Origin of the sequence: Streptomyces sp. NPDC001373 (genome assembly GCF_042895815.1) — a bacterium.
GTDB lineage: Bacteria > Actinomycetota > Actinomycetes > Streptomycetales > Streptomycetaceae > Streptomyces.
In genome coordinates, this window is sequence record NZ_JBIAWQ010000017.1 from 1 (window position 1) to 22,235 (window position 22,235).

20 protein-coding genes are annotated in these 22,235 nt (G+C 73.6%); 9 read left to right on the forward strand and 11 right to left on the reverse strand.

Annotated elements, in window-relative coordinates; genetic code table 11:
• On the forward strand, window positions 1–498 hold a 498-nt coding region (locus ACFY15_RS28925; RefSeq protein ID WP_390826340.1), incomplete at its 5' end, for an adenosylhomocysteinase.
• A gap of 14 nt (window positions 499–512) precedes the next feature.
• Window positions 513–1,208, forward strand: a complete 696-nt coding sequence (locus tag ACFY15_RS28930) for a maleylpyruvate isomerase family mycothiol-dependent enzyme (protein WP_390691418.1) — start codon at window positions 513–515, stop codon at window positions 1,206–1,208.
• A gap of 43 nt (window positions 1,209–1,251) precedes the next feature.
• On the opposite strand, the gene ACFY15_RS28935 is transcribed toward ACFY15_RS28930, so the two are convergent.
• A complete protein-coding gene (locus tag ACFY15_RS28935) occupies window positions 1,252–1,998 on the reverse strand; it encodes a PIG-L deacetylase family protein (protein ID WP_390691419.1) in 747 nt (248 codons plus the stop codon).
• Window positions 1,999–2,142: 144 nt separating this feature from the next.
• On the opposite strand from ACFY15_RS28935, the gene ACFY15_RS28940 reads away from it, so the two are divergent.
• The 3 genes from ACFY15_RS28940 to mshA all read left to right on the forward strand — a co-directional run bounded on the left by ACFY15_RS28940 (window position 2,143) and on the right by mshA (window position 7,308).
• The gene (locus ACFY15_RS28940) at window positions 2,143–3,954 is read left to right on the forward strand and encodes an asparagine synthetase B family protein (protein WP_390691420.1); all 1,812 of its coding nucleotides are present in this window, start codon (window positions 2,143–2,145) and stop codon (window positions 3,952–3,954) included.
• Between the two features lie 243 nt (window positions 3,955–4,197).
• Window positions 4,198–5,772, forward strand: coding sequence for a class I tRNA ligase family protein (locus ACFY15_RS28945; protein ID WP_390691421.1), 1,575 nt, complete (start codon window positions 4,198–4,200; stop codon window positions 5,770–5,772).
• Window positions 5,773–5,967: 195 nt separating this feature from the next.
• A complete protein-coding gene (gene mshA / locus ACFY15_RS28950) occupies window positions 5,968–7,308 on the forward strand; it encodes a D-inositol-3-phosphate glycosyltransferase (RefSeq protein ID WP_390691422.1) in 1,341 nt (446 codons plus the stop codon).
• Window positions 7,309–7,652: 344 nt separating this feature from the next.
• On the opposite strand, the gene ACFY15_RS28955 is transcribed toward mshA, so the two are convergent.
• The 9 genes from ACFY15_RS28955 to ACFY15_RS28995 all read right to left on the reverse strand — a co-directional run bounded on the left by ACFY15_RS28955 (window position 7,653) and on the right by ACFY15_RS28995 (window position 15,562).
• Window positions 7,653–8,705 (reverse strand): LuxR C-terminal-related transcriptional regulator, encoded by a 1,053-nt coding sequence (locus ACFY15_RS28955; RefSeq protein WP_390691423.1) that lies wholly within the window; start codon window positions 8,703–8,705, stop codon window positions 7,653–7,655.
• A 202-nt stretch (window positions 8,706–8,907) separates the two neighbouring features.
• The gene (locus ACFY15_RS28960) at window positions 8,908–9,348 is read right to left on the reverse strand and encodes a Fur family transcriptional regulator (RefSeq protein ID WP_390826341.1); all 441 of its coding nucleotides are present in this window, start codon (window positions 9,346–9,348) and stop codon (window positions 8,908–8,910) included.
• Window positions 9,349–9,448: 100 nt separating this feature from the next.
• The gene (locus ACFY15_RS28965; protein WP_390691425.1) at window positions 9,449–10,354 is read right to left on the reverse strand and encodes a methyltransferase domain-containing protein; all 906 of its coding nucleotides are present in this window, start codon (window positions 10,352–10,354) and stop codon (window positions 9,449–9,451) included.
• A 189-nt stretch (window positions 10,355–10,543) separates the two neighbouring features.
• A complete protein-coding gene (locus ACFY15_RS28970; protein ID WP_390826342.1) occupies window positions 10,544–11,023 on the reverse strand; it encodes a GNAT family N-acetyltransferase in 480 nt (159 codons plus the stop codon).
• Window positions 11,024–11,153: 130 nt separating this feature from the next.
• The gene (locus ACFY15_RS28975; RefSeq protein WP_390826343.1) at window positions 11,154–12,062 is read right to left on the reverse strand and encodes a M56 family metallopeptidase; all 909 of its coding nucleotides are present in this window, start codon (window positions 12,060–12,062) and stop codon (window positions 11,154–11,156) included.
• Complete coding sequence (locus ACFY15_RS28980) at window positions 12,059–12,454, reverse strand: BlaI/MecI/CopY family transcriptional regulator (protein WP_390826344.1); 396 nt, start codon at window positions 12,452–12,454, stop codon at window positions 12,059–12,061. The genes ACFY15_RS28975 and ACFY15_RS28980 overlap by 4 nt, the downstream gene beginning before the upstream one ends.
• 165 nt (window positions 12,455–12,619) lie before the next feature.
• Complete coding sequence (locus ACFY15_RS28985; protein WP_390691429.1) at window positions 12,620–12,901, reverse strand: metal-sensitive transcriptional regulator; 282 nt, start codon at window positions 12,899–12,901, stop codon at window positions 12,620–12,622.
• Between the two features lie 9 nt (window positions 12,902–12,910).
• Window positions 12,911–15,178 (reverse strand): heavy metal translocating P-type ATPase, encoded by a 2,268-nt coding sequence (locus ACFY15_RS28990; RefSeq protein ID WP_390691430.1) that lies wholly within the window; start codon window positions 15,176–15,178, stop codon window positions 12,911–12,913.
• Window positions 15,179–15,274: 96 nt separating this feature from the next.
• Window positions 15,275–15,562, reverse strand: a complete 288-nt coding sequence (locus tag ACFY15_RS28995) for a cation transporter (protein WP_390691431.1) — start codon at window positions 15,560–15,562, stop codon at window positions 15,275–15,277.
• Between the two features lie 177 nt (window positions 15,563–15,739).
• On the opposite strand from ACFY15_RS28995, the gene ACFY15_RS29000 reads away from it, so the two are divergent.
• Both ACFY15_RS29000 and ACFY15_RS29005 read left to right on the forward strand, forming a co-directional pair.
• Entirely contained in the window at window positions 15,740–16,708 is a 969-nt protein-coding gene (locus ACFY15_RS29000; RefSeq protein ID WP_390691432.1) for a hypothetical protein, read from the forward strand.
• Window positions 16,709–16,793: 85 nt separating this feature from the next.
• Window positions 16,794–17,075, forward strand: a complete 282-nt coding sequence (locus tag ACFY15_RS29005) for a metal-sensitive transcriptional regulator (RefSeq protein ID WP_042816407.1) — start codon at window positions 16,794–16,796, stop codon at window positions 17,073–17,075.
• A 117-nt stretch (window positions 17,076–17,192) separates the two neighbouring features.
• Here ACFY15_RS29005 and katG read toward each other — a convergent pair whose 3' ends face one another.
• Complete coding sequence (gene katG / locus ACFY15_RS29010) at window positions 17,193–19,391, reverse strand: catalase/peroxidase HPI (protein WP_390691433.1); 2,199 nt, start codon at window positions 19,389–19,391, stop codon at window positions 17,193–17,195.
• A 152-nt stretch (window positions 19,392–19,543) separates the two neighbouring features.
• On the opposite strand from katG, the gene ACFY15_RS29015 reads away from it, so the two are divergent.
• Window positions 19,544–19,954 carry a Fur family transcriptional regulator gene (locus tag ACFY15_RS29015; protein ID WP_390691434.1) on the forward strand — a complete coding sequence of 137 codons (411 nt, stop codon included), beginning with the start codon at window positions 19,544–19,546 and terminating at the stop codon, window positions 19,952–19,954.
• Between the two features lie 215 nt (window positions 19,955–20,169).
• Window positions 20,170–22,218, forward strand: a complete 2,049-nt coding sequence (gene recQ / locus ACFY15_RS29020) for a DNA helicase RecQ (RefSeq protein WP_390691435.1) — start codon at window positions 20,170–20,172, stop codon at window positions 22,216–22,218.
• The last annotated feature ends 17 nt before the right edge of the window (window positions 22,219–22,235 follow it).

The following is a 22,235-nucleotide window of genomic DNA, read 5'->3' on the forward strand; positions in this document are numbered from 1 at the left end:
GCCGACATCTTCATCACGACCACGGGCAACAAGGACATCATCATGGCCGGTGACATGGCCCGGATGAAGCACCAGGCGATCGTGGGCAACATCGGTCACTTCGACAACGAGATCGACATGGCGGGTCTGGCCAGGGTCGAGGGCATCGTCAAGGACGAGGTCAAGCCGCAGGTCCACACCTGGACGTTCCCCGACGGCAAGGTCCTGATCGTGCTGTCCGAGGGCCGCCTGCTGAACCTGGGCAACGCGACCGGTCACCCGTCGTTCGTGATGTCGAACTCCTTCGCGGACCAGACCCTGGCGCAGATCGAGCTGTTCACCAAGCCCGAGGAGTACCCGACCGACGTCTACGTGCTGCCCAAGCACCTCGACGAGAAGGTGGCCCGTCTCCACCTCGACGCGCTCGGCGTCAAGCTCACCACGCTGCGCCCGGAGCAGGCCGAGTACATCGGCGTCAAGGTCGAGGGCCCGTACAAGCCCGACCACTACCGCTACTGACCGACGGGAACACCGTGGACACCATCGTGGAGACCGCTCCGGACACCGCCGCCGGCCCCGGCGTGCGGGACCCGTGGCTCCCGGACCTGCTGCTGCGTACCGAACGGGACGCGCTGGTCCCGCTGTTGCGGCGTACGCCGGAGGCCTCGTACGGGCTGCGCACCGCCTGCCCGGGCTGGACCGTGCGGGAGGTCCTCGCCCACTGCGCGGCCGCCCTCGTGCGGATCGTCGAGGACCGGCTGGAGGAGGGCGTCTTCCTCCCCGCCGCCAACGCGGCCGACGTCGCCGAGCGCGAACACTGGCCGGTGGGCCGGATCGTCGACGAACTGGAGCGCGGGTTCAGCGAGGCGGGCCCGGTCATCGCCGCCGGCGACGGCCGGCTGGACACGGTGGCCCTGGGGGAGTGGATCCACGCCGGTGACGTCCGCGAGGCGCTGGGGGAGCCCGGCGCGTACGCCGGGGACAGCCAAGCGCTCGCCCTGCCCCTGCTGCGCACCGCCAGCCGCACACGCGAGACGCCCCGGCTGATCGCCGAACTCGGCGGTCGCACCGGAGCGCTGGAACTGGGCAACGAGGTGGACGGCCGGCCCCCGGCCCGGTTCAGGGGCGACGGGGCGACGCTGATCCGGATCTACTCGGGCCGCCCCCTGGTCGCCACCCGCTACGAACTGGTGGGCGCGACCGAAGCGGAACTGCTCATCTACCGGTGAGCCCGAGGGGCGCGCCCGGACCGGGTCCCGGCCCGGGCGGCCCTCATCCCTCGATCCGCACGACCTGGAAGGCCTCCGCCATCCGCCCCGCGGGCAGCCCCGCCGCCCGCGCGTGCTCGCCGAGCCACTCCCGCAGCAGCCCCGCCAGATCGTCGAAGTGGGCGGTCTGCGAGGTGTGGATGCGCAGGGCCTCCACCTTCCGGTCGAAGACCGGGGTGACGTCCACGTACTGGTTCGGGGTCGGGCCCGTCATCAGCCACAGCTCGGGCACGATCCACGGCTCCAGCCCCTCCTCCTTGAGCAGGGACGGGTGGGCGAAGGGGTTGCGGGCCTCGGGGTAGATCGCCCGGAGCGCGGCGTCGCCCACCGCGCGGTGGTCGGGGTGCAGGTCGGCTATGCGGGACCAGTTGATCTCCGGGCTCGGGATGACGGCCCGCTGCGGGCGGACCTCCCGGATCACCCGGCACAGGTCGCGGCGCAGCTCCACGCTCGGTTCGACGTAACTGTCGGGATAGCCGAGGAAGCGGACGTCGTCGACGCCGCTGCGCTTGGCCGAATGGACCTGTTCGGCCCGGCGGAGGTCGCCCATGGCCTGGCGGGGGAGCCGGTCGTCGTAGCCGCCGGCGCCGCCGTCCGTGACGATGCAGTACGTCACGCGCTGTGTGCCCTGAGCGATCCACCGCATGACCGTCCCGCTGACGCAGAACTCGATGTCGTCCGGGTGCGCGGCCACGACCAGCAGGGATTCCGGTGCGCTGCGGTCAATGTGATGGGTCGCGAAGTGTTCCATGAGGTCAGCCTGTTGGGCGTGACCGTGGGCCGCAAGGCGGCCCCTTTGGCGTACTCGCGACATGTCGTCCGTACGCCACCCGAGGACTTCACCGCACCACATCGCTCAGGAACCACGCGCGCGTGGGAAGCGGAGGCGCCCGTCATGTGCAGGATCTTCGGCTCCTTCTCGGCCGCGCCGGCCGACCCCGACCCGGCCGAACTCGCCGCCGTATCCGCCCGGCAGCGGCACGGCGGGCCCGACGAACACCGGGTGCTGCGCGGGCCCGGCTGGTCGCTCGGCTGTGACCGGCTCGCCGTGACCGACCCGCGCGGCGGGAGCCAGCCGTACCGGCTCGCGCACCTGCCGGGGATCACGGCCGTCCTCAACGGCCAGATCTACAACCACGCGGCGCTGCGCGGCGAACTCGCCGCCCGCGGCCACCGGTTTCCCGACCGCTGCGACGGCACCCTGCTGCCCGCGCTGTACGCCGAGTACGGTCCGGACTTCGCGCGACGGCTCGACGGGATGTTCGCCGTCGCCGTCCTCGACCTGCGCGCCGCCCCCCGGCTGGTCCTCGCCGTCGACCCGCTCGGGACGAAGCCCCTCCACTACCACCAGGGCTCGGACGGCACGTTCCGCTTCGCCTCGGAGATCCCGGCGCTGCTGGCCTTCGACGGGGTGCGGGCCGCACCGCGCGAGGACAGCCTCGACACCGTCCTGTGCCTGCGCACCCCGGTCTCCGCCCGTACCGCCCTGGAAGGCATCGGGCTCCTGCAACCCGGCGCGACCGCCGTCGTACGCCCCGGCCGGGCACCCGTCGTACGGCGCAGACCTCCTGGGCCGCCGCTCCCCCCGCAGGTCCCCGAGGGGGCGGGCGAGGACGCCGGCGACCTGCTGCGCCGGGAGGTCCGCAGCCTGGCGCGGGCCGACGTGCCGGTGTGCGTCCTCACCAGCGGCGGCCTCGCGTCCGGCCTGGTCACGGCCCTGGCCGCCGAGTACGCGCGAGAGACCGGGGCGCCCGCTCCGCAGACCTTCCACCTCGCCCTGCGCGGCCGGTGGCCCGGCGCCGAGCACCGCCGGGCCCGGCAGACCGCCCGGCACGCCCGCACCCTCCACCAGGAGGTCGCCCTGGACCCGGCCGAACTGCCCTCGCTGCTCACCCGGACCACCCGCCACCTGGGGCAGCCGGACGCGGACCCCGCCGCCCCCGCCGCGTACGCCCTCTTCCGGGCGGTCCGGCAGGCCGGGTACACGGTCGCGCTCACCGGGGACGGCGCCGACGAGCTGTTCGGCGGGCCGGAACGGCTGCACGCCGCCTCCTGCGCGCCCTCCGGACCGGACTGGGCCGCCTCCTATGCCGACGCGCTGGGCGCCGCGCCCCGGATGCTGCGCGAGTGGCTGTACACACCGGCCTACCGCGCCTTCCTCGCCGACGAGGGCTCGGCAGCCGACCGCGTCGAGCGGGAACTGCGCTCCTGCGCGGACGGCGACCGGCAGGCCGCCGTGACCGCCTTCGAGGCCCGCTGGCGGCTGCCCGCCGGGCCCCTGCGCCGGGCCGACCACATGGGCATGGCCTGGGCGGTCGAGGCCAGGATGCCCTTCTGCCGCCCCGCCGTCGCCGCGTACGCCCGCGCCCTCGCGCCCGCCGCGCAGGGCCGGCGGCCCCTGCTCGCGGCCGGGCGCGAGCTGCTGCCCAAGGCCGTGGCGCAGTGCGCCCGGCCGTCGGCCGCCCTGCCCGTGGCCGCCCTGATCGCCCCCGGCGGCCCGCTCCTGGACCCCGTACGCGAACTGCTCTCCGGCGAGCGGCTGGCGCGGGCCGGACAGGTCCGGCCGGAACGGGTCCGGGCGCTGCTCGCGCGCCAGTTGGAACGCCCGTCGGAGCGCGACGCGCTCGCTCTGTGGGCGCTGGCCGCGCACGAGCTGTGGACCGAGGTGGTCCGGGGCATGCGCATCCCGCTGGACTGCGCCGCCTGAACGGCCGTACGGCCTGTGGGAACGAGGCCCGAGAGGCCGGGGACGACCTGGCCGACCGGCCGGTACCTCCTGGCGTGTCCACGCAACGGCGTGAACGCGCACCCGCATATCAGACCGTACGGTTCGTTTCTCTGTCACCCTGGTACGGCACCCCGGGCTTCCCGGCGGCCGGGCAGCGGCCTGTCCGCGCATCCCGTTGCAAGCCCCGCTGCGTACTGCGCACCACAACGTCAAGGAGGTCCCATGAGCACCCCCGTATGGATCACCGCGACCCCGCCGGCCACCCACGGCGAACTCCACGTCGGCCACCTCGCAGGTCCCTACGTCGCGGCGGACGTCCTGTCGCGCTTCCTGAGGGCCGAGGGCGAGCCCGTCCTGTTCACCACGGGCACCGCCGACCACAACAGCTCCGTACACGCCCGGGCCCTGCGCGCGGGCCGCAAACCGGAGGAGGTCGCGGAGGGGTACCGGGCCGCGATCACCTCGGACTGGCTGCGCTCGGGCGTGGAGTTCGACCACGTCGTGCGCCCCCGCCAGGACAAGGGCTACGGACGCTGGCTCGCGGACCTCTTCCGGCGCCTGCACGACGAGGGCGTCATCGCCGCCCGCACCCGCCTCACCCCGTACTGCGAGTCCTGCGAACGCTGGCTCCACGGCGCCCACGTCACCGGCACCTGCCCGCACTGCGCGGCCTCCAGCGACGGCGGCATGTGCCACGAGTGCGCCCGCCCCAACGACGGCGGCGACCTCCTGGAGGCCCGCTGCGCCCAGTGCGGCTCCCCGGCCGCGCCCCGGCGCTGCCGCCGCCTCTACGTCCCGCTGGAACCGCACCGCGAGGCCCTCGCCGAGTACTGGGCCACCGCCGGTCTGCCGCCGCGCCTGGCCGCGCTCTGCGAGTCCCTCGTCGAGGACGGCCTGCCCGACATCGCGGTGGCCCACCCGGCGGAGTGGGGGCTGCCCGTCCCGGTCGACGGCTTTCCCGAGCACCGGATCGACGGCTGCTTCGAGGCCGCCGCCATGCACCTGTTCGGCTACGGGGACCAGGCCCTGCCCGAACGGGCCATCCACTTCTGCGGTTTCGGGCACGCCTTCTGCCACGCCGTGCTGCTGCCGGTCCTGCTCTTCGCCCAGGGCGTCAAGCTGCCGCAGCACTTCTGCGTCAACGAGGCGTACGTGGTCGAGGACGAGGCCCTCGTCTGGGGCTCCGGCCAGAAGGCCTGGGCCCTGGACCTGATCACCGAGTACGGATCGGACACGCTGCGCCGGCACGTCCTCCAGGCCCGTCCGCTGGGCCGCCGCACGGAGTTCCACCCCGAGCGGCTCGCCGCCGCCCGCCGTGAGCTCGACGAGAGCTGGAACAGCTGGCTGTCGAGGCTGTTCGCGGCCGTCCGGGAGGAGTGCGCGGGGCTGGCCCCGGCCGCCCTGCCGGGCGGCGCCGGCTGGGAGGTGCTGGAACGCCGGCTGCTGCGCGGAGTGGAGGACCTGCGCGACGCGTACGCACCGGAGTCCTTCGACCCCCGCAGGGCGGTCGCCCTGCTCGACGAGACGGTGCGCTCGGCGGCCGACTTCGGCCACGTCAACGCGCACGAGGCGCACCGCCCCACCGCCGACAGCCGCCACCTGCCGGCCCTGGCGGCGCAGCTGGCCGTGGCCCGGGCGCTCGCCGCCTGGGCGCGGCCGGTGATGCCGGAGGGCGCGGACCGGCTGGCTTCGGCCCTCAAGTCGCAGCCGGGCGGACCGGTTTCGGCCGCGGTCCTCGTGCCGCCCGCCCCGGGCACCCGGCTGGCCCCGCCCTCGGGCCCGGTCTTCGGCTTCTGACCCGACCTGAGCCGAGCCGACCCGACCCCGGTTCCGCCCGGCCCGTGCCGCCGCCCCCCACACGGCGGCACGCCGGGAGCGCCCCCCCGCACCGCCCGCACCACAGCGAGTCGACCACCCTCCTTCGCCGCGTGACCGCGCGCCGGTCACCCGGCGGTGCGGGGCGCGCGCGGCCCCTCCCCGTAGGAGCTCCACGTGTCCCTGCGCGTCGCCATGCTCAGCGTCCACACCTCACCGCTGCACCAGCCCGGCACCGGGGACGCGGGCGGCATGAACGTCTACATGGTCCAGCTCTCCCGCGCCCTCGCCGAACAGGGCGTCGAGGTGGACCTGTTCACCCGCTGCCGTGGCGAGGAGCACCCGGACCCGGCCGGCCTCGGCCCCGGAGTCCGGGTGCGCCACCTGGAGGCCGGACCGCGCGCGCCCCTGCCCAAGGAGGACATGCCCGCCCTGGTGGTGCCGTTCTCGCTGGCGCTGCTCAAGGAGGAGCGGCGCTACGACCTGGTCCACTCGCACTACTGGCTCTCCGGCCAGGCGGGCCGCATCGCGGCCGCCGGCTGGCGGATCCCGTTCGTGCACACCGCCCACACCCTGGCCCGGGTCAAGAACGCCGCCCTCGCCGAGGGGGACACCCCCGAGCCGGAGCTGCGCGTGCGCGGCGAACACCAGGTCGTCGGCTCCGCCGACCGCCTGATCGCCAACACGGCCGACGAGGCGAGGGCGCTGGGCGAGCTGTACGGGGCCGACGCGCGCCGGACCCGGATCGTCCGGCCGGGCGTGGACCTGACCACCTTCGGCCCCGGCCGTGGGAAGGAGCGGGCGCGGGCCCGGCTGGGCCTGCCCGCCGACGCGTTCGTCCCCCTGTACGCGGGGCGCATCCAGCCCCTCAAGGGACCCGACGTGATGGTGCGCGCGGTCGCCGCACTGCTGGAGCGGGCCCCGCACCTGCGCCGGCGCACACTCGTCCCCGTGGTGGGCGGAAACTCGGGCGCCGGACCGCGCGGCGAGGCCTGGGAACTGGCCCGCGAGCTCGGGGTCTCGGACGTCCTGCGCCACCATCCGCCGGTGCCGCAGGAGGAGTTGGCGCTGTGGTACCGGGCGGCGGACGTGCTGATGGTGCCCTCGCGGAGCGAGTCCTTCGGGCTGGTCGCCCTGGAGGCGCAGGCGTGCGGGACCCCGGTGCTGGCCTCGGCCGTCGGCGGGCTGCCGACCGCAGTACGGGACGGGGTGACGGGCGTGCTCGTCCACGGCAACGACCCGGCGGAGTACGCCCGCAGGCTGCTGTGGTTCGCCGAACATCCAGCGGAGGCGGCGGCGATGGGCCGGGCGGCGGTGGCCCACGCCCGGAGCATGAGCTGGGGGAGCGCGGCGGCCCGGACCCTGGAGGTCTACCGGGACGTCCTGCGGGAGGAAGGGGCGCGACCGGCCCCGGACGGGAACGGGGCAGGAGCGGCGGCACGCTCCTGCCCCGCCGGCTCCTCTCTCCTGGAGGGCCGAGAAGGCCGGAATTCCAGCCTAGCAGCACTTTTGGGCTGACCAAAGATGCGTAAGCGCAACGTCTGTATGAACTCCTTCAGATCCGCCTCAGGTGCGCTATAGGGAAGTGGTCCGCCTTCGGAATCCGTACGACAATAGAGAGGTCTTCGAAGGAATGCCGGCGGCACGGATCCGCGGAGACGGAAAAGACCTTTCGCAATTCCTGGAGGAATCATGTCCGCTGCGCACACCGCCCCCGCCCGCCCGCTCTGTACGGTCCGCACCAACGGCAACGGCTGGGACTGAACAACCGGTCACGTCGGCGGACACGACCCCGCGATCGCCCCTCCGGGAGGTCGCGGGGTCTTTTCGTCGCCATTCCCGGCGGATGAACGGCCCGTAAATCAGTCGAGCCAGCCGAGGCGCTGCGCGCGTACTCCCGCCTCGAACCGGCTGGACGCCCCCATTTCCTGCATGAGCTCGGACAGCATGCGGCTCACCGTGCGCAGGGAAACTCCCAGGGTCCGGGCGACCTTTTCGTCCTTCATTCCCGAGGCCAGCATTTTCAGGGCCGCCCGCTGCTGCTCGGACAGTCCGTCGCCGCCGAGTTCCGGCGCGACGTCGTCGCCGTAGGGGGTGGCGGCGTGCCAGCAGTGCTCGTACAGCGCGAGGTAGGAGCGCACCAGGGCGGGGCCGCGGGCGAGGATCGCGCCGGCCGACCGGTCGTCGGGGTGCACGGGCAGGACGGCGAACTGCTGGTCCGCGATGATCATGTTCATCGGGACGGCGGGGGAGAGGCGGATCTCCACGCCCGCCTCGACCCGGCGCCGGAGCATCTCCACGGCCTCCGGGGAGGTGGTGATCCGCTGGTGGTAGATGGCGCGGATGCGCACCCCGTTGTCGATCTGCCGGCGGTCCCGGCTCAGCACCCGGTCGGCCACCTCCCGTACCAGGGCGGTGACGTGCATGGACGTCAGGTCGTGCCGGATGACGTCGGTGATGTCCTCCAGGACCTGCTGGATCCGCCCGTAGTCGTCGAGGATCTCCACCTCGACCTCGGAACCGCTCAGCGCGCCGGGCCGCAGGAACCTTCCGACCAGCGTCTCCAGCGCGCTGTACGTACGATCCGACTCGTCCAGATGCTCGCGCAGCCGCTCCCGTTCGCGCTGGAGCATCCGCAGCAGGGCGATCTCGGGATCGACGGCCGCGACCGCGTCCGGACCCGGCCGCCACTCGCCGGACTGGAGGTCGGCGCGGGTGGCGTGGGTGGTGCCGGTGGGCACGATGAGGCCGAGCGAGATCAGCTCCGCACGCCACTTCTCGCGCTCCTCGGCCGACAGGTCGAGCTCGTCGAAGGCGTCGCCCAGACTGGACACCCCGCGCAGGCGCAGCTCCTGATAGAGGGCCAGCACCTTGTCGGCCGACTGGATGCCGTCCCTGCCATCGCCCGTTGCCATCGCGAAGCGACCCCCTCGTCCTACGAATCGACAGTCACACTTTGGCACATGCCAATGGGGGAGCCACCGTCCCCCTGTTTCGGATGTGACGGGGGTCACGCAACACCTCTGAGGTGCGGGCCTTGTCCGCCGGCCGCCCGGAACGACCGCCGCGCCCGACTCCCCCGCGGTTGCGGGGGAACGGGCGCGGAGGGGGCGGGGCTCAGTCGCGGGATGCGGCGAGGCAGTCGGGGCACAGTCCCTTGAAGACGACCTCGGCGCCGTCCGTCCGCCAGGCGGTGAGCGCGTCGCCGGCCGGCTCCGGCACCGGGGCCTCCACGTTCTCCACCCGCCCGCAACGCAGACACAGCGCGTGCTGGTGCGGCGGACCGGAGACCTCGAAGACGGCGGGCAGGCCCGGGCGGTCGAACTTCGCGGCCAGGCCGGTCTCCAGGAAGTGCCGCAGCATCTCGTAGACGGCCTGGCTGGTCAGGGTCCCGAGCCGCTCGCGGGCGGCGGCCGTGATGGACTCGACGTCCATGTGGCCTCCGGCGGACAGGACCTGGAGCACTTCGAGGCGCGGCCCCGTCACCCGCAGGCCCACGTCGCGGAGGCGCTGGATCACTGCCTCGCGGCCGGTCGACTCCTCCACGACAGCCCTCACTGCGCCACCATCCGCCATCTGGTCCACTCAAACCTTTGGGGGCATCGTACCTCTTGCGAGTCCTCCTCGAGCGGGAGGAGAGGGAAGGGGCGCGGGCCCGTCAGCCGCCGGCCCGGCACACGAGCAGGACGCTCTCGGTCCGCTCGTCCACCCGGTAGGCGCGCCGGCGTTCCACGCGCAGCCCCGCCGCGTGCAGCTCGGAGGCCAGGCAGTCCGGATCGACGATCCACTTGTCGGTGGTCCGGGCCACTCGCTCGGTGCGCACCTTGCCCGTCCGCACGGAGTGGTAGGTGATCCGCTCGCTCATCCCGTCCAGGTCGAAGACCTGCCGGGCCACGGTCCACTCCTCCACCCCGTCGAACCGGGGGACCTGGAACGCCCAGGTGCGCTCGGGCTCCTCGGACAGTCCGCGCAGCCCGTGGGCGGTGTAGTCCAGGGCCAGCGCCCCGCCCGGCTCCAGGTGCCCGGCGATCTCCCGTAGCAGACCGGGGCGGGCGCGGGGCGGCACCGCCGCGATCATCGTCCCGGCCAGCAGGGCCAGCCGGTACGTCCCCCGCAGCCTCAGCCGCGCCAGATCGGCCCGCGTGGTGACCAGGCGCCGCGACACCTGGGGGCCGATCCGCCCGCCCCAGGCCCGCAGTCGCTCCAGGCTGGCCGCGTCCCGGTCCACGGCCTCGACGTGGAAGCCCTGCCGGGCGAACGGCACCGCCAGGCGCCCCGCCCCGCAGCCCAGGTCCAGGACCGGCCCGCCGCAGCTGCGGGCGAGGCTCAGGTAGCGGACGATGTCCGCGCTGTGCGGACCCAGCAGCGCGTCGTGCAGCCAGCCGGAGTCCTCGTCCGCCGGGGCGGCCGACTCCAGGCCGGGCAGGTAGTCCGCCGGGGGCGGTACGGCCGTCCCGCCGTACGGGGGGAGAGCGGAGATCTCCGGCGCGGACGGCGGGATCGGCGCGAACGCGGCGGGCACGACCGGCATGACGGGCAGGGAAGTGCCGCTCGGTGTGTGCATCGCTCCTCCAGGGGCTCGCTCGGTCCAGCTGTCCGGGGCGTGGCTCCCGTGCCGCCGGGGGACCGCGCCGCTGGGGAAATCCTGTCCTGCGCGCGGGTGGCGGGGCCAGCGTTGCGGGCTGCGTGAACACGCGATGGCGTGGATCTGCCACGGTCCCGGCGGAGCGGACGGGGGGCGGGGAGGGCGGGGCTAGAGTACGCGGCCGAGCCGGACCGGGGTGAGCGCGGTGAACCCGTGGTGCGTGAAGAACGGCAGGGCCGGGGCCCGTTCGGCGGGGAGCGTCATCCGCTGGGACGTCGCCCCGTGCGCCCGCATCAGCTCGCCGGCGGCCGCCAGGAGGGCCGTGCCGACGCCCTGGCGACGGCGGGCCGGGGTGGTGCACAGGGCGTAGAGCTCGCCCTCGGAGGTCACGGGGACCCCGCCCGAGACGGCTCCCACGACGGTCCCGTCGGCATCGGCGGCCACCAGCCAGCCGAGCCAGGCCGGCGCCCCGCCGGGAATTTCTATTTCCGCTCGAATACGGGGAAGCGCGCAATGGTCCGACACCAGCCGGCCGACGCGCATTTCACCGAGGAGGCTGCCGTAGTCCTCGCGTATGGCTTCGGCGAGGAGCCGGGAAATCGCCGCCGCGTCACGCGGAGCTGCCGTCCGCACGTCAGCCAGCAGCATCTATCCCTCACCCCTCGCCGTACCGGTCCTGAGCCCGCACGCGCCCACAATAGCGGCCAATTCGAGTGGTCGGGGTCGGGGGGAAATCTACGAATTGACTTAGTAAAGAGCCGGGTCGGGTGATCCTCTGTCAACGGGTCCAACAACAGAGCGCGACCAGGGGGAGGATGGCGGACGCGCAGGCGGCGACCGCGAACAGCCCCCGCAGGACCGGACGTCCCGCCCGGCGCGGTCCCAGGATGCGCCGCATCCGCACCGCCGCCGACGGACCGCCCGCCGCGAACGCCCGCTGCGGGGCGTGCCCGGTCGCCAGCGCGTACAGCGCCGAGGCCAGGGCGTCGCTCGAACAGCCGCGCAGCGCCCGGTCGTCGGCCGCCATCTCCAGCAGCAGCGGAACCGTCCGCCCCCCGATCCGGGCCAGCGGCAGCCGGCGGAACACCGACGCGTACGCCCCCGCCGCCGCCACCATCAGGTGGTGGCGGCCGCCGATGTGGGCCCGCTCGTGCGCGAGCGCGGCGGCCAGCTCCCGCTTCGACAGCACCTCCAGGGCCCCGGTCGAGACCACGACCCGGCGCGAGCGTCCCGGCAGGCAGTACACCGCCGGGCGCGGGTCCTCCAGTACGGTCACCCCCAGCCGCTCGTCGTACCGGCCCACCAGCCGCAGCAGTTCGGCATGGCGCGTACGGGCCCGGCGCGCCCGCACCAGCTCCCGGACGAAGCCGGTCCCCGGGACCGCCAGCACCACGAGCGCCGACAGCGCGGCGAGGGCCTCGCGCGGCGTCGCGTCGAGCAGCCGGCGCGGCGAGGGCGGCTCCAGGGTCAGGGCCATGTCGACGAGCCGGTGGCTGGTCCGCGCGGGCAGCACCAGCTGCGCCGGCAGCAGCGCCGTCGCCGCCGCGAACAGGGCGCCGCACAGGATCCACACGGCCAGTCCCAGCCGGGGCGCCTGCTGCGCCCACACGGCGCGGACCAGCATCAGCGGCAGCACCAGCCCGGTGACCAGGGCCAGCCCCAGCGGCGGCAGCACGTGGTGGTTCACAGGGCGCCGCCCGCCGCGCCGGAGGGGCGCTCGGAGCGGGCCGCGCGCAGGGCCTCGTCCAGCGCCTCCACGTCCTCGTGGGACATCCTCTCCACGAACCGCAGCAGCGTGGCGCGGCGGTCCTGGCTGTCGCCGAGCGCGTCCTGCATGAGCGCCGCCGTGTACTCCTCGCGGCTGCGCACCGCCTGGTACATCCAGGCCCGGCCGGACTTCTCGCGGCTCAGCCAGCCCTTGCGGTACAGGATGTCGGCCACGGTCATGACGGTGGTGTAGGCGACCTTGCGGCCCCGGTTGATGTCGTCGACGATCTCGCGGACGGAGGCGGGCCGTTCCCACAGCCAGACCCGGTCCATGATCTCGGCTTCCAGCTCTCCCAGCCGGCGTACGCGCATGCTTGTGGCCTCCCCCTCGCGAGCGGCTCATCGTACGGCCCGCCCTCCCGGCGCGGGGATACCCCCACCCGGTATCCGGGCCCCGGGTGGCCGGGCCGTGGAACGCCGGGAGCCCCTCCCCACGGACACCGTGTGGAGGGGCTCCCGGACCCTGCCGCCGCCGGGCTACGCGCGGATCAGCCGGGCTATGGCCCTGCTCGCCTCGCCGACCTTGATCCGGGCCTGGTCCCCGCCCTGGGCGATGGCCTCGGTGACGCAGCAGGCGAGGTGCTCGTCGAGCAGGGTCACGGCGCAGGACTGGAGCGCGGCGTTGACCGCGGACACCTGGGTGAGCACGTCGATGCAGTAGACGTCCTCGGCCACCATCCGCTGGACACCGCGGACCTGGCCCTCGATCCGCCGCAGGCGCCGGATGACGTCTTCCTTGTGTTCTGCGTAACCGGCCACGGGGACTCCTCAGTTGGCGGCGGCCCGGAAGCCGCGCAGACGCAGGCTGTTGCCGACGACGAAGACCGAGGAGAAGGCCATGGCCGCTCCGGCGATCATCGGGTTGAGCAGTCCGGCCGCGGCGAGCGGCAGGGCGGCCACGTTGTAGGCGAAGGCCCAGAACAGGTTCGAGCGGATCGTGCCGAGCGTCTTGCGGGCGAGCCGGATGGCGTCGGCCGCCGCCCGCAGGTCGCCCCGTACGAGGGTCAGGTCGCCGGCCTCGATGGCGGCGTCGGTGCCGGTGCCCATGGCCAGGCCCAGGTCGGCCTGGGCGAGCGCGGCGGCGTCGTTGACCCCGTCGCCGACCATGGCGACGCTGCGGCCCTCGGCCTGGAGCCGCTTGACCACGTCGACCTTGTCCTGCGGCATGACCTCGGCGATGACCTCGTCGATGCCCACCTCGCGGGCCACCGTCTCGGCCACGGCCTTGTTGTCGCCGGTCAGCAGGATCGGGGTCAGGCCCAGGGCGCGCAGCCGGCGGATGGCCTCGGCGCTGGTGTCCTTGACGGCGTCCGCGACCTCCAGCACCGCGCGCGCCTCGCCGTCCCAGGCCACCGCGATCGCGGTGCGTCCGGCGGACTCGGCGTCGGACTTGGCGCGCTCCAGGTGCGGGGGCAGTTCCATCGCCCACTCGGCGAGCAGCTTGCCGCGGCCGACGAGGACGGCGTGGCCCTCGACGACGCCCTGGACGCCCAGGCCGGGGATGTTGGCGAAGTCCTCGGGGGCGGGCAGGGCCCCGACCCGGGCGGCGGCGCCGGCGGCGACGGCCTGGGCGATGGGGTGCTCGGAGGCGTGCTCCAGGGCTCCGGCCAGGCGCAGCACGTCGGTCTCTTCGGTGCCCTCGGCGGTGTGCACGTGCAGCAGGGTCATCCGGCCGGTGGTGACGGTGCCGGTCTTGTCGAGGACGATGGTGTCGACCTTGCGGGTGGACTCCAGTACCTCGGGGCCCTTGATCAGGATGCCGAGCTGGGCGCCGCGGCCGGTGCCGACCAGGAGTGCGGTGGGGGTGGCCAGGCCCAGGGCGCAGGGGCAGGCGATGATCAGGACGGCGACGGCCGCGGTGAAGGCGGCCGAGAGGCCGGAGCCGGTGCCGAGCCAGAACCCGAGGGTGGCCAGGGCGATCGCGATGACGACGGGTACGAACACGGCGGAGATCTTGTCGGCGAGCCGCTGGGCGGCGGCCTTGCCGTTCTGCGCGTCCTCGACCAGCCGGGCCATGCGGGAGAGCTGGGTGTCGGAGCCGACGCGGGTGGCCTCGACGACCAGGCGGCCGCCGGCGTTCAGGGTGGCGCCCGTGACGGAGTCGCCGACGGAGACCTCGACCGGGACGGACTCGCCGGTGAGCATCGAGGCGTCCACGGCGGAGGAGCCCTCGACGACGGTGCCGTCGGTGGCGATCTTCTCGCCCGGGCGGACCAGGAAGCGGTCCCCGACCTGGAGGTCGGCCGTGGGCACGGTCACCTCCAGGCCGCCGCGCAGCACGGTGACCTCCTTGGCGCCGAGTTCCAGCAGCGCCTTGAGGGCCGCGCCGGCCTTGCGCTTGGACTTCGCCTCGAAGTACCGGCCGGCCAGGATGAAGGTGGTGACGCCGGCCGCCGCCTCCAGGTAGATGTTCCCGGCGCCGTCGGTGCGGGCGATGGTGAACTCGAAGGCGTGCCTCATGCCGGGGGTGCCGGCCGTGCCGAAGAACAGGGCCCACAGCGACCACAGGAACGCGGCGATCGTGCCCACCGAGATCAGGGTGTCCATGGTGGCCGCGCCGTGCTTGGCGTTGGTCCAGGCGGCGCGGTGGAAGGGCCAGGCGGCGTAGGTGACGACGGGCGCGGCCAGGGTCAGCGAGAGCCACTGCCAGAAGTCGATCTGGAGCGCCGGGACCATCGCCATCGCGATGACGGGCACGGAGAGGACGACGGCGGTGGTGAGCCGCTGGCGCAGCGGGGCCAGTTCGTCGGCCTCGGCCGGCGGCTCCTCCCCGGCGCCGGACGGGGCGGAGGAGCGGGGCGGCGCGGGCTCGTGCGCGGTGTAGCCGGTGGCCTCGACCGTGGCGATCAGGTCCGCGACGGAGATGTCGGCGCCGACGTCGAAGGTGACCTTGGCCTTCTCGGTGGCGTAGTTGACGGTCGCCTCGACACCGTCCATGCGGTTGAGCTTCTTCTCGATGCGTGCCGCGCACGAGGCGCAGGTCATGCCGCCGATGGCGAGCTCGACCTGGGCGGCGCCGGGAGTGATGGTGGTCATGAGTGCTGCTCCTCGTTCGAGCGCGGGGTCGGTGCCGGGGCCCGGTGGACGGACGGGGCCCCGGCGTCCGGGGTGGGTCGGGGTCGCGCCGGGGTGTCAGGCCCGGCCGGTGAGCTCGTAGCCGGCGTCGTCCACGGCCGCGGCGATCGCGGCGTCGTCCGGCTCGCCGGCCGTGGTCACGGTGACCACGCCGCCGTCCACGTCCACGTCCACCGAGAGGACCCCGGCGAGGGCGCCGACGGACGCGGTGATGGCGGTCCGGCAGTGTCCGCAGCTCATGCCGGACACGCGGTAGGCGGTGGCGGTGCTGTCGACGACGGCGACGGTGGTCGTGGTCTCACCGTTCGAGGCGCAGGCGCCATCGGGGGAACAGCAGGAAGACATGGGCTTCTCCTTGATCGTGCAGATACCCTCTGGGGGTATCAGGGCTGACTCCAGATATACCCCCCGGTGGTATCCGTCCGCAAGAGTTTCCCGCGCTTGACTTGATACCCCCTGGGGGTATGGTGGAGATCCATTGAACCGCTGTACGCGGCACCTACGTCGTACGGGAGACCAGGCATGAACACCGGAGTGAAGATCACCGCCTTCGCCGCCGCACTCGCGGCGGCCTTCGGCGCCGCCTACGGGGTCGGGGCGGGTGTCGGCCCCGTGGGCGCGCCGGCGAAGACGGAACACGCGGGCCACGCGACCCAGGCGAAGGCGCCCGGGGCCGGGGGCGGGCACGGCGGCCACGACCAGGCCGCGGCCCAGGGTCCGGCGGCCGGCGGCCTCCAGGTCTCCGACGGCGGCTACACGCTGAGCCTGGACACCCCGCAGGTGGCCCCGGGCCAGGGTGAGCTCAGGTTCTCGGTGAAGGACGCGGCCGGGCGCAAGGTCACCGGCTACAAGACCGAGCACGGCAAGGAGCTGCACTTCATCGTCGCCTCACGCGACCTGACGGTCTTCCGCCACCTCCACCCGGTGCGCGCGGAGGACGGGACCTGGTCGACCCCGGTGGACCTGCCCGACGCGGGCGCCTACAAGGCCTTCGCCGACTTCGCCCCGTCGGCCGGGGACGCGAAGAACGTCACCCTGGGCGCGGACCTCACCGTCCCCGGGACGTACGCGCCCCACCCGATGCCCCCGGTCGCGCCCACCGCGGAGGTGGACGGCTACCAGGTGGCGCTCGGCGGGACGCTGGACCCCGGAAGGCCCGGCGAGCTGAAGCTCACCGTCAGCAAGGACGGCAGGCCCGTCACCGACCTGGAGCCCTACCTCGGGGCGTACGGGCACCTCGTCGCCCTGCGCGACGGCGACCTCGCGTACCTCCACGTCCACCCCAACGAGGGCGGGCCCGGCCCGGACGTCTCCTTCACGGCCACCGCCCCGAGCGCCGGCACCTACCGGCTCTTCCTGGACTTCCAGCACCAGGGCAAGGTCCGCACCGCGGCCTTCACCGTCCGGGCGGGCGGCGGCGAGGCGGCCCCGGCCGCCGCCCCGCAGCCCGCACAGCCGGCCGGGGAGGAGCAGGGCGGTCACTCCCACTGATCGCCCGGCGGAACATCCCGCGGCCGTTCCTCGTTGCCGACATACCCCCCAGGGGTACAGAGCCCGATGAAGGGAAGCGATCGCCGTGCCCGGATACACCTCCCACAAGGACGACGTCCTCAAGCGGCTGCGCCGCATCGAAGGCCAGGTGCGCGGCCTCCAGCGCATGGTCGAGGAGGGGACGTACTGCATCGACGTGCTCACCCAGGTCAGCGCCGCCACCAAGGCCCTGCAGTCCTTCGGGCTGACCATGATGGAGGACCACCTGCACTCCTGCGTCGCCGACGCCATCGCCGAGGGCGGCGACCAGGCCCGGGGCAGGGTCGAGGAGGCCTCCCGGGCCATCGCCCGCCTGGTCCGCGCCTGACGCGGCGTGCCCCGGCCGCCCGGGGCCGGCCCCCGGAACGGGTCCGGGCCGGCCCCCGGAACGGGTCCGGGCCGGCCCCCTGGAGGGGCCGGCCCGGACGCGTCGTACCGGAGGGCGTCAGACGAGGTCGAACCGGTCCAGGTCCATGACCTTGGCCCAGGCCGCGACGAAGTCCTTCACGAACGCCTCCTTCGCGTCGTCGCTCGCGTAGACCTCCGCCAGGGCCCGCAGCTCGGAGTTGGACCCGAAGACCAGGTCCGCCCGGCTGCCCGTCCACCGGACCGCGCCCGTCGCGGCGTCACGGCCCTCGAAGAGGGTCTCGTCCTCGGACACCGCCTTCCACGTCGTGCCCAGGTCGAGCAGGTTGACGAAGAAGTCGTTGGTCAGCGCACCGGGGGTGTCGGTGAAGACGCCCAGCGACGACTGCCCGTGGTTGGCGCCCAGCACGCGCAGGCCGCCGACGAGGACGGTCATCTCGGGCGCGCTCAGGGTCAGCAGGTTGGCCTTGTCGAGCAGCAGGTACTCGGCCGGCAGCCGGTTGCCCTTGCCGAGGTAGTTGCGGAAGCCGTCGGCCGTCGGCTCCAGCGCGGCGAAGGACTCCACGTCCGTCTGCTCCTGCGAGGCGTCCACCCGGCCCGGGGTGAAGGGCACCTCGATCTCGAAGCCCGCCCGCCCGGCCGCCCGCTCGACGGCGGCGCCGCCCGCGAGCACCACCAGGTCGGCCAGCGAGACCTGCCTGCCGTCCGAGCGGCTCTCGTTGAAGGACCGCCGGATCCCTTCCAGGGTGCTCAACACGGTCGCCAGGCGGTCGGGGTCGTTGGCCTCCCAGCCGCTCTGCGGCTGGAGGCGTATCCGTCCGCCGTTGGCGCCGCCGCGCTTGTCGCTGCCGCGGAAGGAGGAGGCGGCCGCCCACGCGGCGGACACCAGGTCGGACACCGACAGGTCCGACGCGAGCACGCGGGCCTTGAGGTCGGCGACCTCAGCGGCGCCGACGGGCTCGTACGTCCGGGCCGGCAGCGGGTCCTGCCACAGCAGCTGCTCGGCCGGGACCTCCGGGCCCAGGTAGCGGACGACAGGGCCCATGTCGCGGTGGGTCAGCTTGTACCAGGCTCGGGCGAACGCGTCCGCGAACGCGTCGGGGTCGGCCTGGAAGCGCCGCGAGATCGGCTCGTAGACCGGGTCGAAGCGCAGCGACAGGTCCGTCGTCAGCATCGTCGGGGCGTGGCGCTTCGAGGGGTCGTGGGCGTCCGGGACGGTGCCCGCGCCGGCGCCCTCCTTCGGCCGCCACTGGTGGGCGCCGGCGGGGCTCTCGAAGAGCTCCCACTCGTAGCCGAAGAGGATGTCGAAGAAGCTGTTGTCCCAGGTGGTCGGGGTGTTGGTCCAGATGCCCTCCAGGCCGCTGGTGATCGCGTCCCCGCCCTTGCCCGTGCCGTACGCGTTCGCCCAGCCCAGGCCCTGCGCCGCCATCGGGGCGCCCTCGGGGGCCTCGCCGACGCTCTCGGCCGGGCCCGCGCCGTGGGTCTTGCCGAAGGTGTGGCCGCCCGCGATCAGGGCGACCGTCTCCTCGTCGTTCATCGCCATCCGGTGGAACGTCTCGCGGATGTCGCGGGCGGCGGCGATCGGGTCCGGGTTGCCGTTGGGGCCCTCCGGGTTGACGTAGATCAGGCCCATCTGGACCGCGCCGAGCGGGTTCTCCAGCTCGCGGTCGCCGGTGTAGCGCCGGTCGTCGAGCCAGGTGGTCTCGGGGCCCCAGTACACGTCCTCGTCGGGCTCCCAGACGTCCGCGCGGCCGCCGCCGAAGCCGAAGGTCTTGAAGCCCATCGTCTCCAGGGCGACGTTGCCGGCGAGGATCATCAGGTCGGCCCAGGAGAGGCTGCGGCCGTACTTCTTCTTCACCGGCCACAGCAGGCGGCGGGCCTTGTCGAGGTTGCCGTTGTCCGGCCAGCTGTTGAGGGGCGCGAAACGCTGCTGGCCGGCCCCGGCGCCGCCGCGGCCGTCACTGATCCGGTAGGTGCCCGCGCTGTGCCAGGCCATGCGGATCATGAACGGCCCGTAGTGGCCGAAGTCGGCCGGCCACCAGTCCTGTGAGGTCGTCAGGACCTCCGCGATGTCCTGCTTCACCGCGGGCAGGTCGAGGGTTTCGAACGCCTTCGCGTAGTCGAAGTCCTCGCCCAGCGGGTTCGCCACGGCGGGGTTCTTCGCGAGGATCTTCAGGTTGAGTGAGTCCGGCCACCACTGGCGGTTCCCGCCGCCCTGGGTGGGGTGCGGGGCACGGCCGTGGGCGACCGGGCAACCTTCGGCTTGCTTCTCAGACATGGGAATCCTTCCGCACCGGGGGGTGACGCGGTGCTCGGAAATCGCTGGAGTGTTTTCCTGTCCCTTGGCTATCGGCAGAACTGATCCTACGATGGACGGATTCCAAGTCAAGAAGCACGCCAAACAGCGCTTCCCCGGGAATGGGTGACCATATGAGTGACCTGCTGGAACGACTTCGAACCCGCGGCTGGCGGATGACCGCCCAGCGCCGCGTCGTCGCGGAGGTCCTGGACGGGGACCACGTGCACCTGACGGCCGACGAGGTCCACGCCCTCGCGGTGCGGCGGCTACCGGAGATCTCACGGGCCACCGTCTACAACGCCCTGGGGGAGCTGGTCGCCCTCGGCGAGGTGGCGGAGGTGTCCACGGACGGCCGCGCCAAGCGCTACGACCCCAACGCCCGCACGCCGCACCAGCACCTGGTCTGCTCCGGGTGCGGGACCATCCGCGACGTCCGCCCGGCCGGCGACCCGCTGGCCGGCCTCCCGGCATCGGAACGGATGGGTTTCACGGTGTCCAGGGCCGACGTCACCTACCGGGGCCTTTGTCCGTCCTGTGCCTGATTCCTTTTCCGTCGCGCGCGGAGTTCGCTTTTCGGCCACGGGAAATGGGTTCATCCGCGGCGGCGCATTCACCCCGCCGCATTCCGGGCACGTCCGGCGGCGGTACGGGCGGGCCGCCCTGACCGCTCACCCGTCACGGTGAGTAGTCATATCGGTTGTCCACAGGCCCGGCGGACAGGGACGGGAGTGTCCCAGGGTGCCGCTAGGCTTCTCGGATGGCCCTTCCGGACGTTTCCCCCGAGATCTCAGACGACGTCTCCGACGCATTGCGGGTGCTCCACCGCGTATTCGGCTACAGCTCCTTCCGCGGTGAGCAGCAGGAGATCATCGAGCAGCTGATCGGCGGCGGCGACGCCCTCGTCCTGATGCCCACCGGCGGCGGCAAGTCGCTCTGCTACCAGATCCCGGCGCTCGTCAGGGAGGGCACCGGCATCGTGATCTCCCCGCTGATCGCGCTGATGCAGGACCAGGTGGACGCGCTCACCGCCCTCGGGGTCCGGGCCGGGTTCCTCAACTCCACGCAGGACCCCCACGAGCGCCAGGCCGTCGAGCAGGCCTTCCTCGCCGACGAGCTGGACCTGCTCTACCTGGCCCCCGAGCGGCTGCGCACCGAGGGGACCCAGCGCCTGCTCGACCGGGGCAGGGTCTCCCTGTTCGCCATCGACGAGGCGCACTGCGTCGCCCAGTGGGGCCACGACTTCCGGCCCGACTACCTCGCGCTGTCGATGCTGCACGAGCGCTGGCCGAAGGTCCCGCGGATCGCCCTCACCGCGACGGCGACCGAGGCCACCCACACCGAGATCGCCGCGCGCCTCGGCCTCCAGGACGCCCGGCACTTCGTGGCCAGCTTCGACCGGCCGAACATCCAATACCGCATCGTCCCCAAGGACAACCCCAGCCGCCAGCTGCTGGACCTGATCCGCAGCGAGCACGACGGGGACGCCGGCGTCGTCTACTGCCTCTCCCGGTCCTCCGTGGAGAAGACCGCCGCCTTCCTGGTGGAACAGGGCATCGACGCGGTCCCCTACCACGCCGGCATGGACGCCCGGGCGCGCGCCGCGAACCAGGCCCGCTTCCTGCGCGAGGACGGCGTCGTGGTGGTCGCCACCATCGCCTTCGGTATGGGCATCGACAAGCCCGACGTGCGCTTCGTCGCCCATCTCGACCTGCCCAAGTCCGTCGAGGGCTACTACCAGGAGACCGGCCGCGCCGGCCGCGACGGCGAGCCCGCCACGGCCTGGCTCGCCTACGGCCTCCAGGACGTCGTCCAGCAGCGCAAGCTCATCGACGGCTCCGAGGGCGACGACGCCCGCCGCCGCTCCCTGGGCATGCACCTGGACGCGATGCTCGCGCTGTGCGAGACGGTCGACTGCCGCAGGGTCCGGCTGCTGGAATACTTCGGCCAGCAGGGCGACCCCTGCGGCAACTGCGACACCTGCCTGACGCCGGCCGAGTCCTGGGACGGGACGGTCGCCGCGCAGAAGCTGCTGTCCACCGTGTGGCGGCTGGCCAAGGAGCGCCGCCAGAAGTTCGGCGCCGGCCAGGTCATCGACATCCTCCAGGGCAAGAAGACCGCCAAGGTCATCCAGTTCGACCACGACGCGCTCTCGGTGTTCGGCGTCGGCGCGGACCTGGGCACCGCGGAGTGGCGCGGGGTCGTGCGCCAGCTGCTGGCGCTGCGGCTGCTGGCCGTCGAGGGCGACTACGGCACGCTCGTCCTCACCGACGCGAGCGGTGACGTCCTGGGCGGGCGCCGCACCGTCGAGATGCGCAAGGAGAAGAAGGCGCCGGCCTCCTCCCGCAAGGAGTCCGGGGCCCGCTCCGGGAAGGCCGCCCGCGTCCCCGTCGACCTGCCGGCCGCGGCCGTCCCGGTCTTCGAGGCCCTGCGCGCCTGGCGGGCCGCCACGGCCCGCGAGCAGGGCGTACCGGCGTACGTGGTGTTCCACGACGCCACGCTGAGGGAGATCGCCACGGTCCTGCCGGGCACCGTCGAGGAGCTGGGCGGGATCGGCGGCGTCGGCGAGGCCAAGCTCGCCAAGTACGCCGAGGGGGTCCTGGAGGCCCTGGCCGGGTCCTCCCGGGCCGACGGATCCGCCGCCACGGCGGCAGCCCCGGCACCCGCCACCGCCACCCCTGCCGCCACGCCCCGGGCCGCCGTGCCCCGGCAGGGCGAGCCGTCCCCGTCCCACGAGGAGCCCCCGTTCGAGGAGGAACCGCCGTTCGACCTGGACGAGATGGATCCGCCGTGGGACGACTGGCGTTAGAAGCGCCGGGGCGGCCC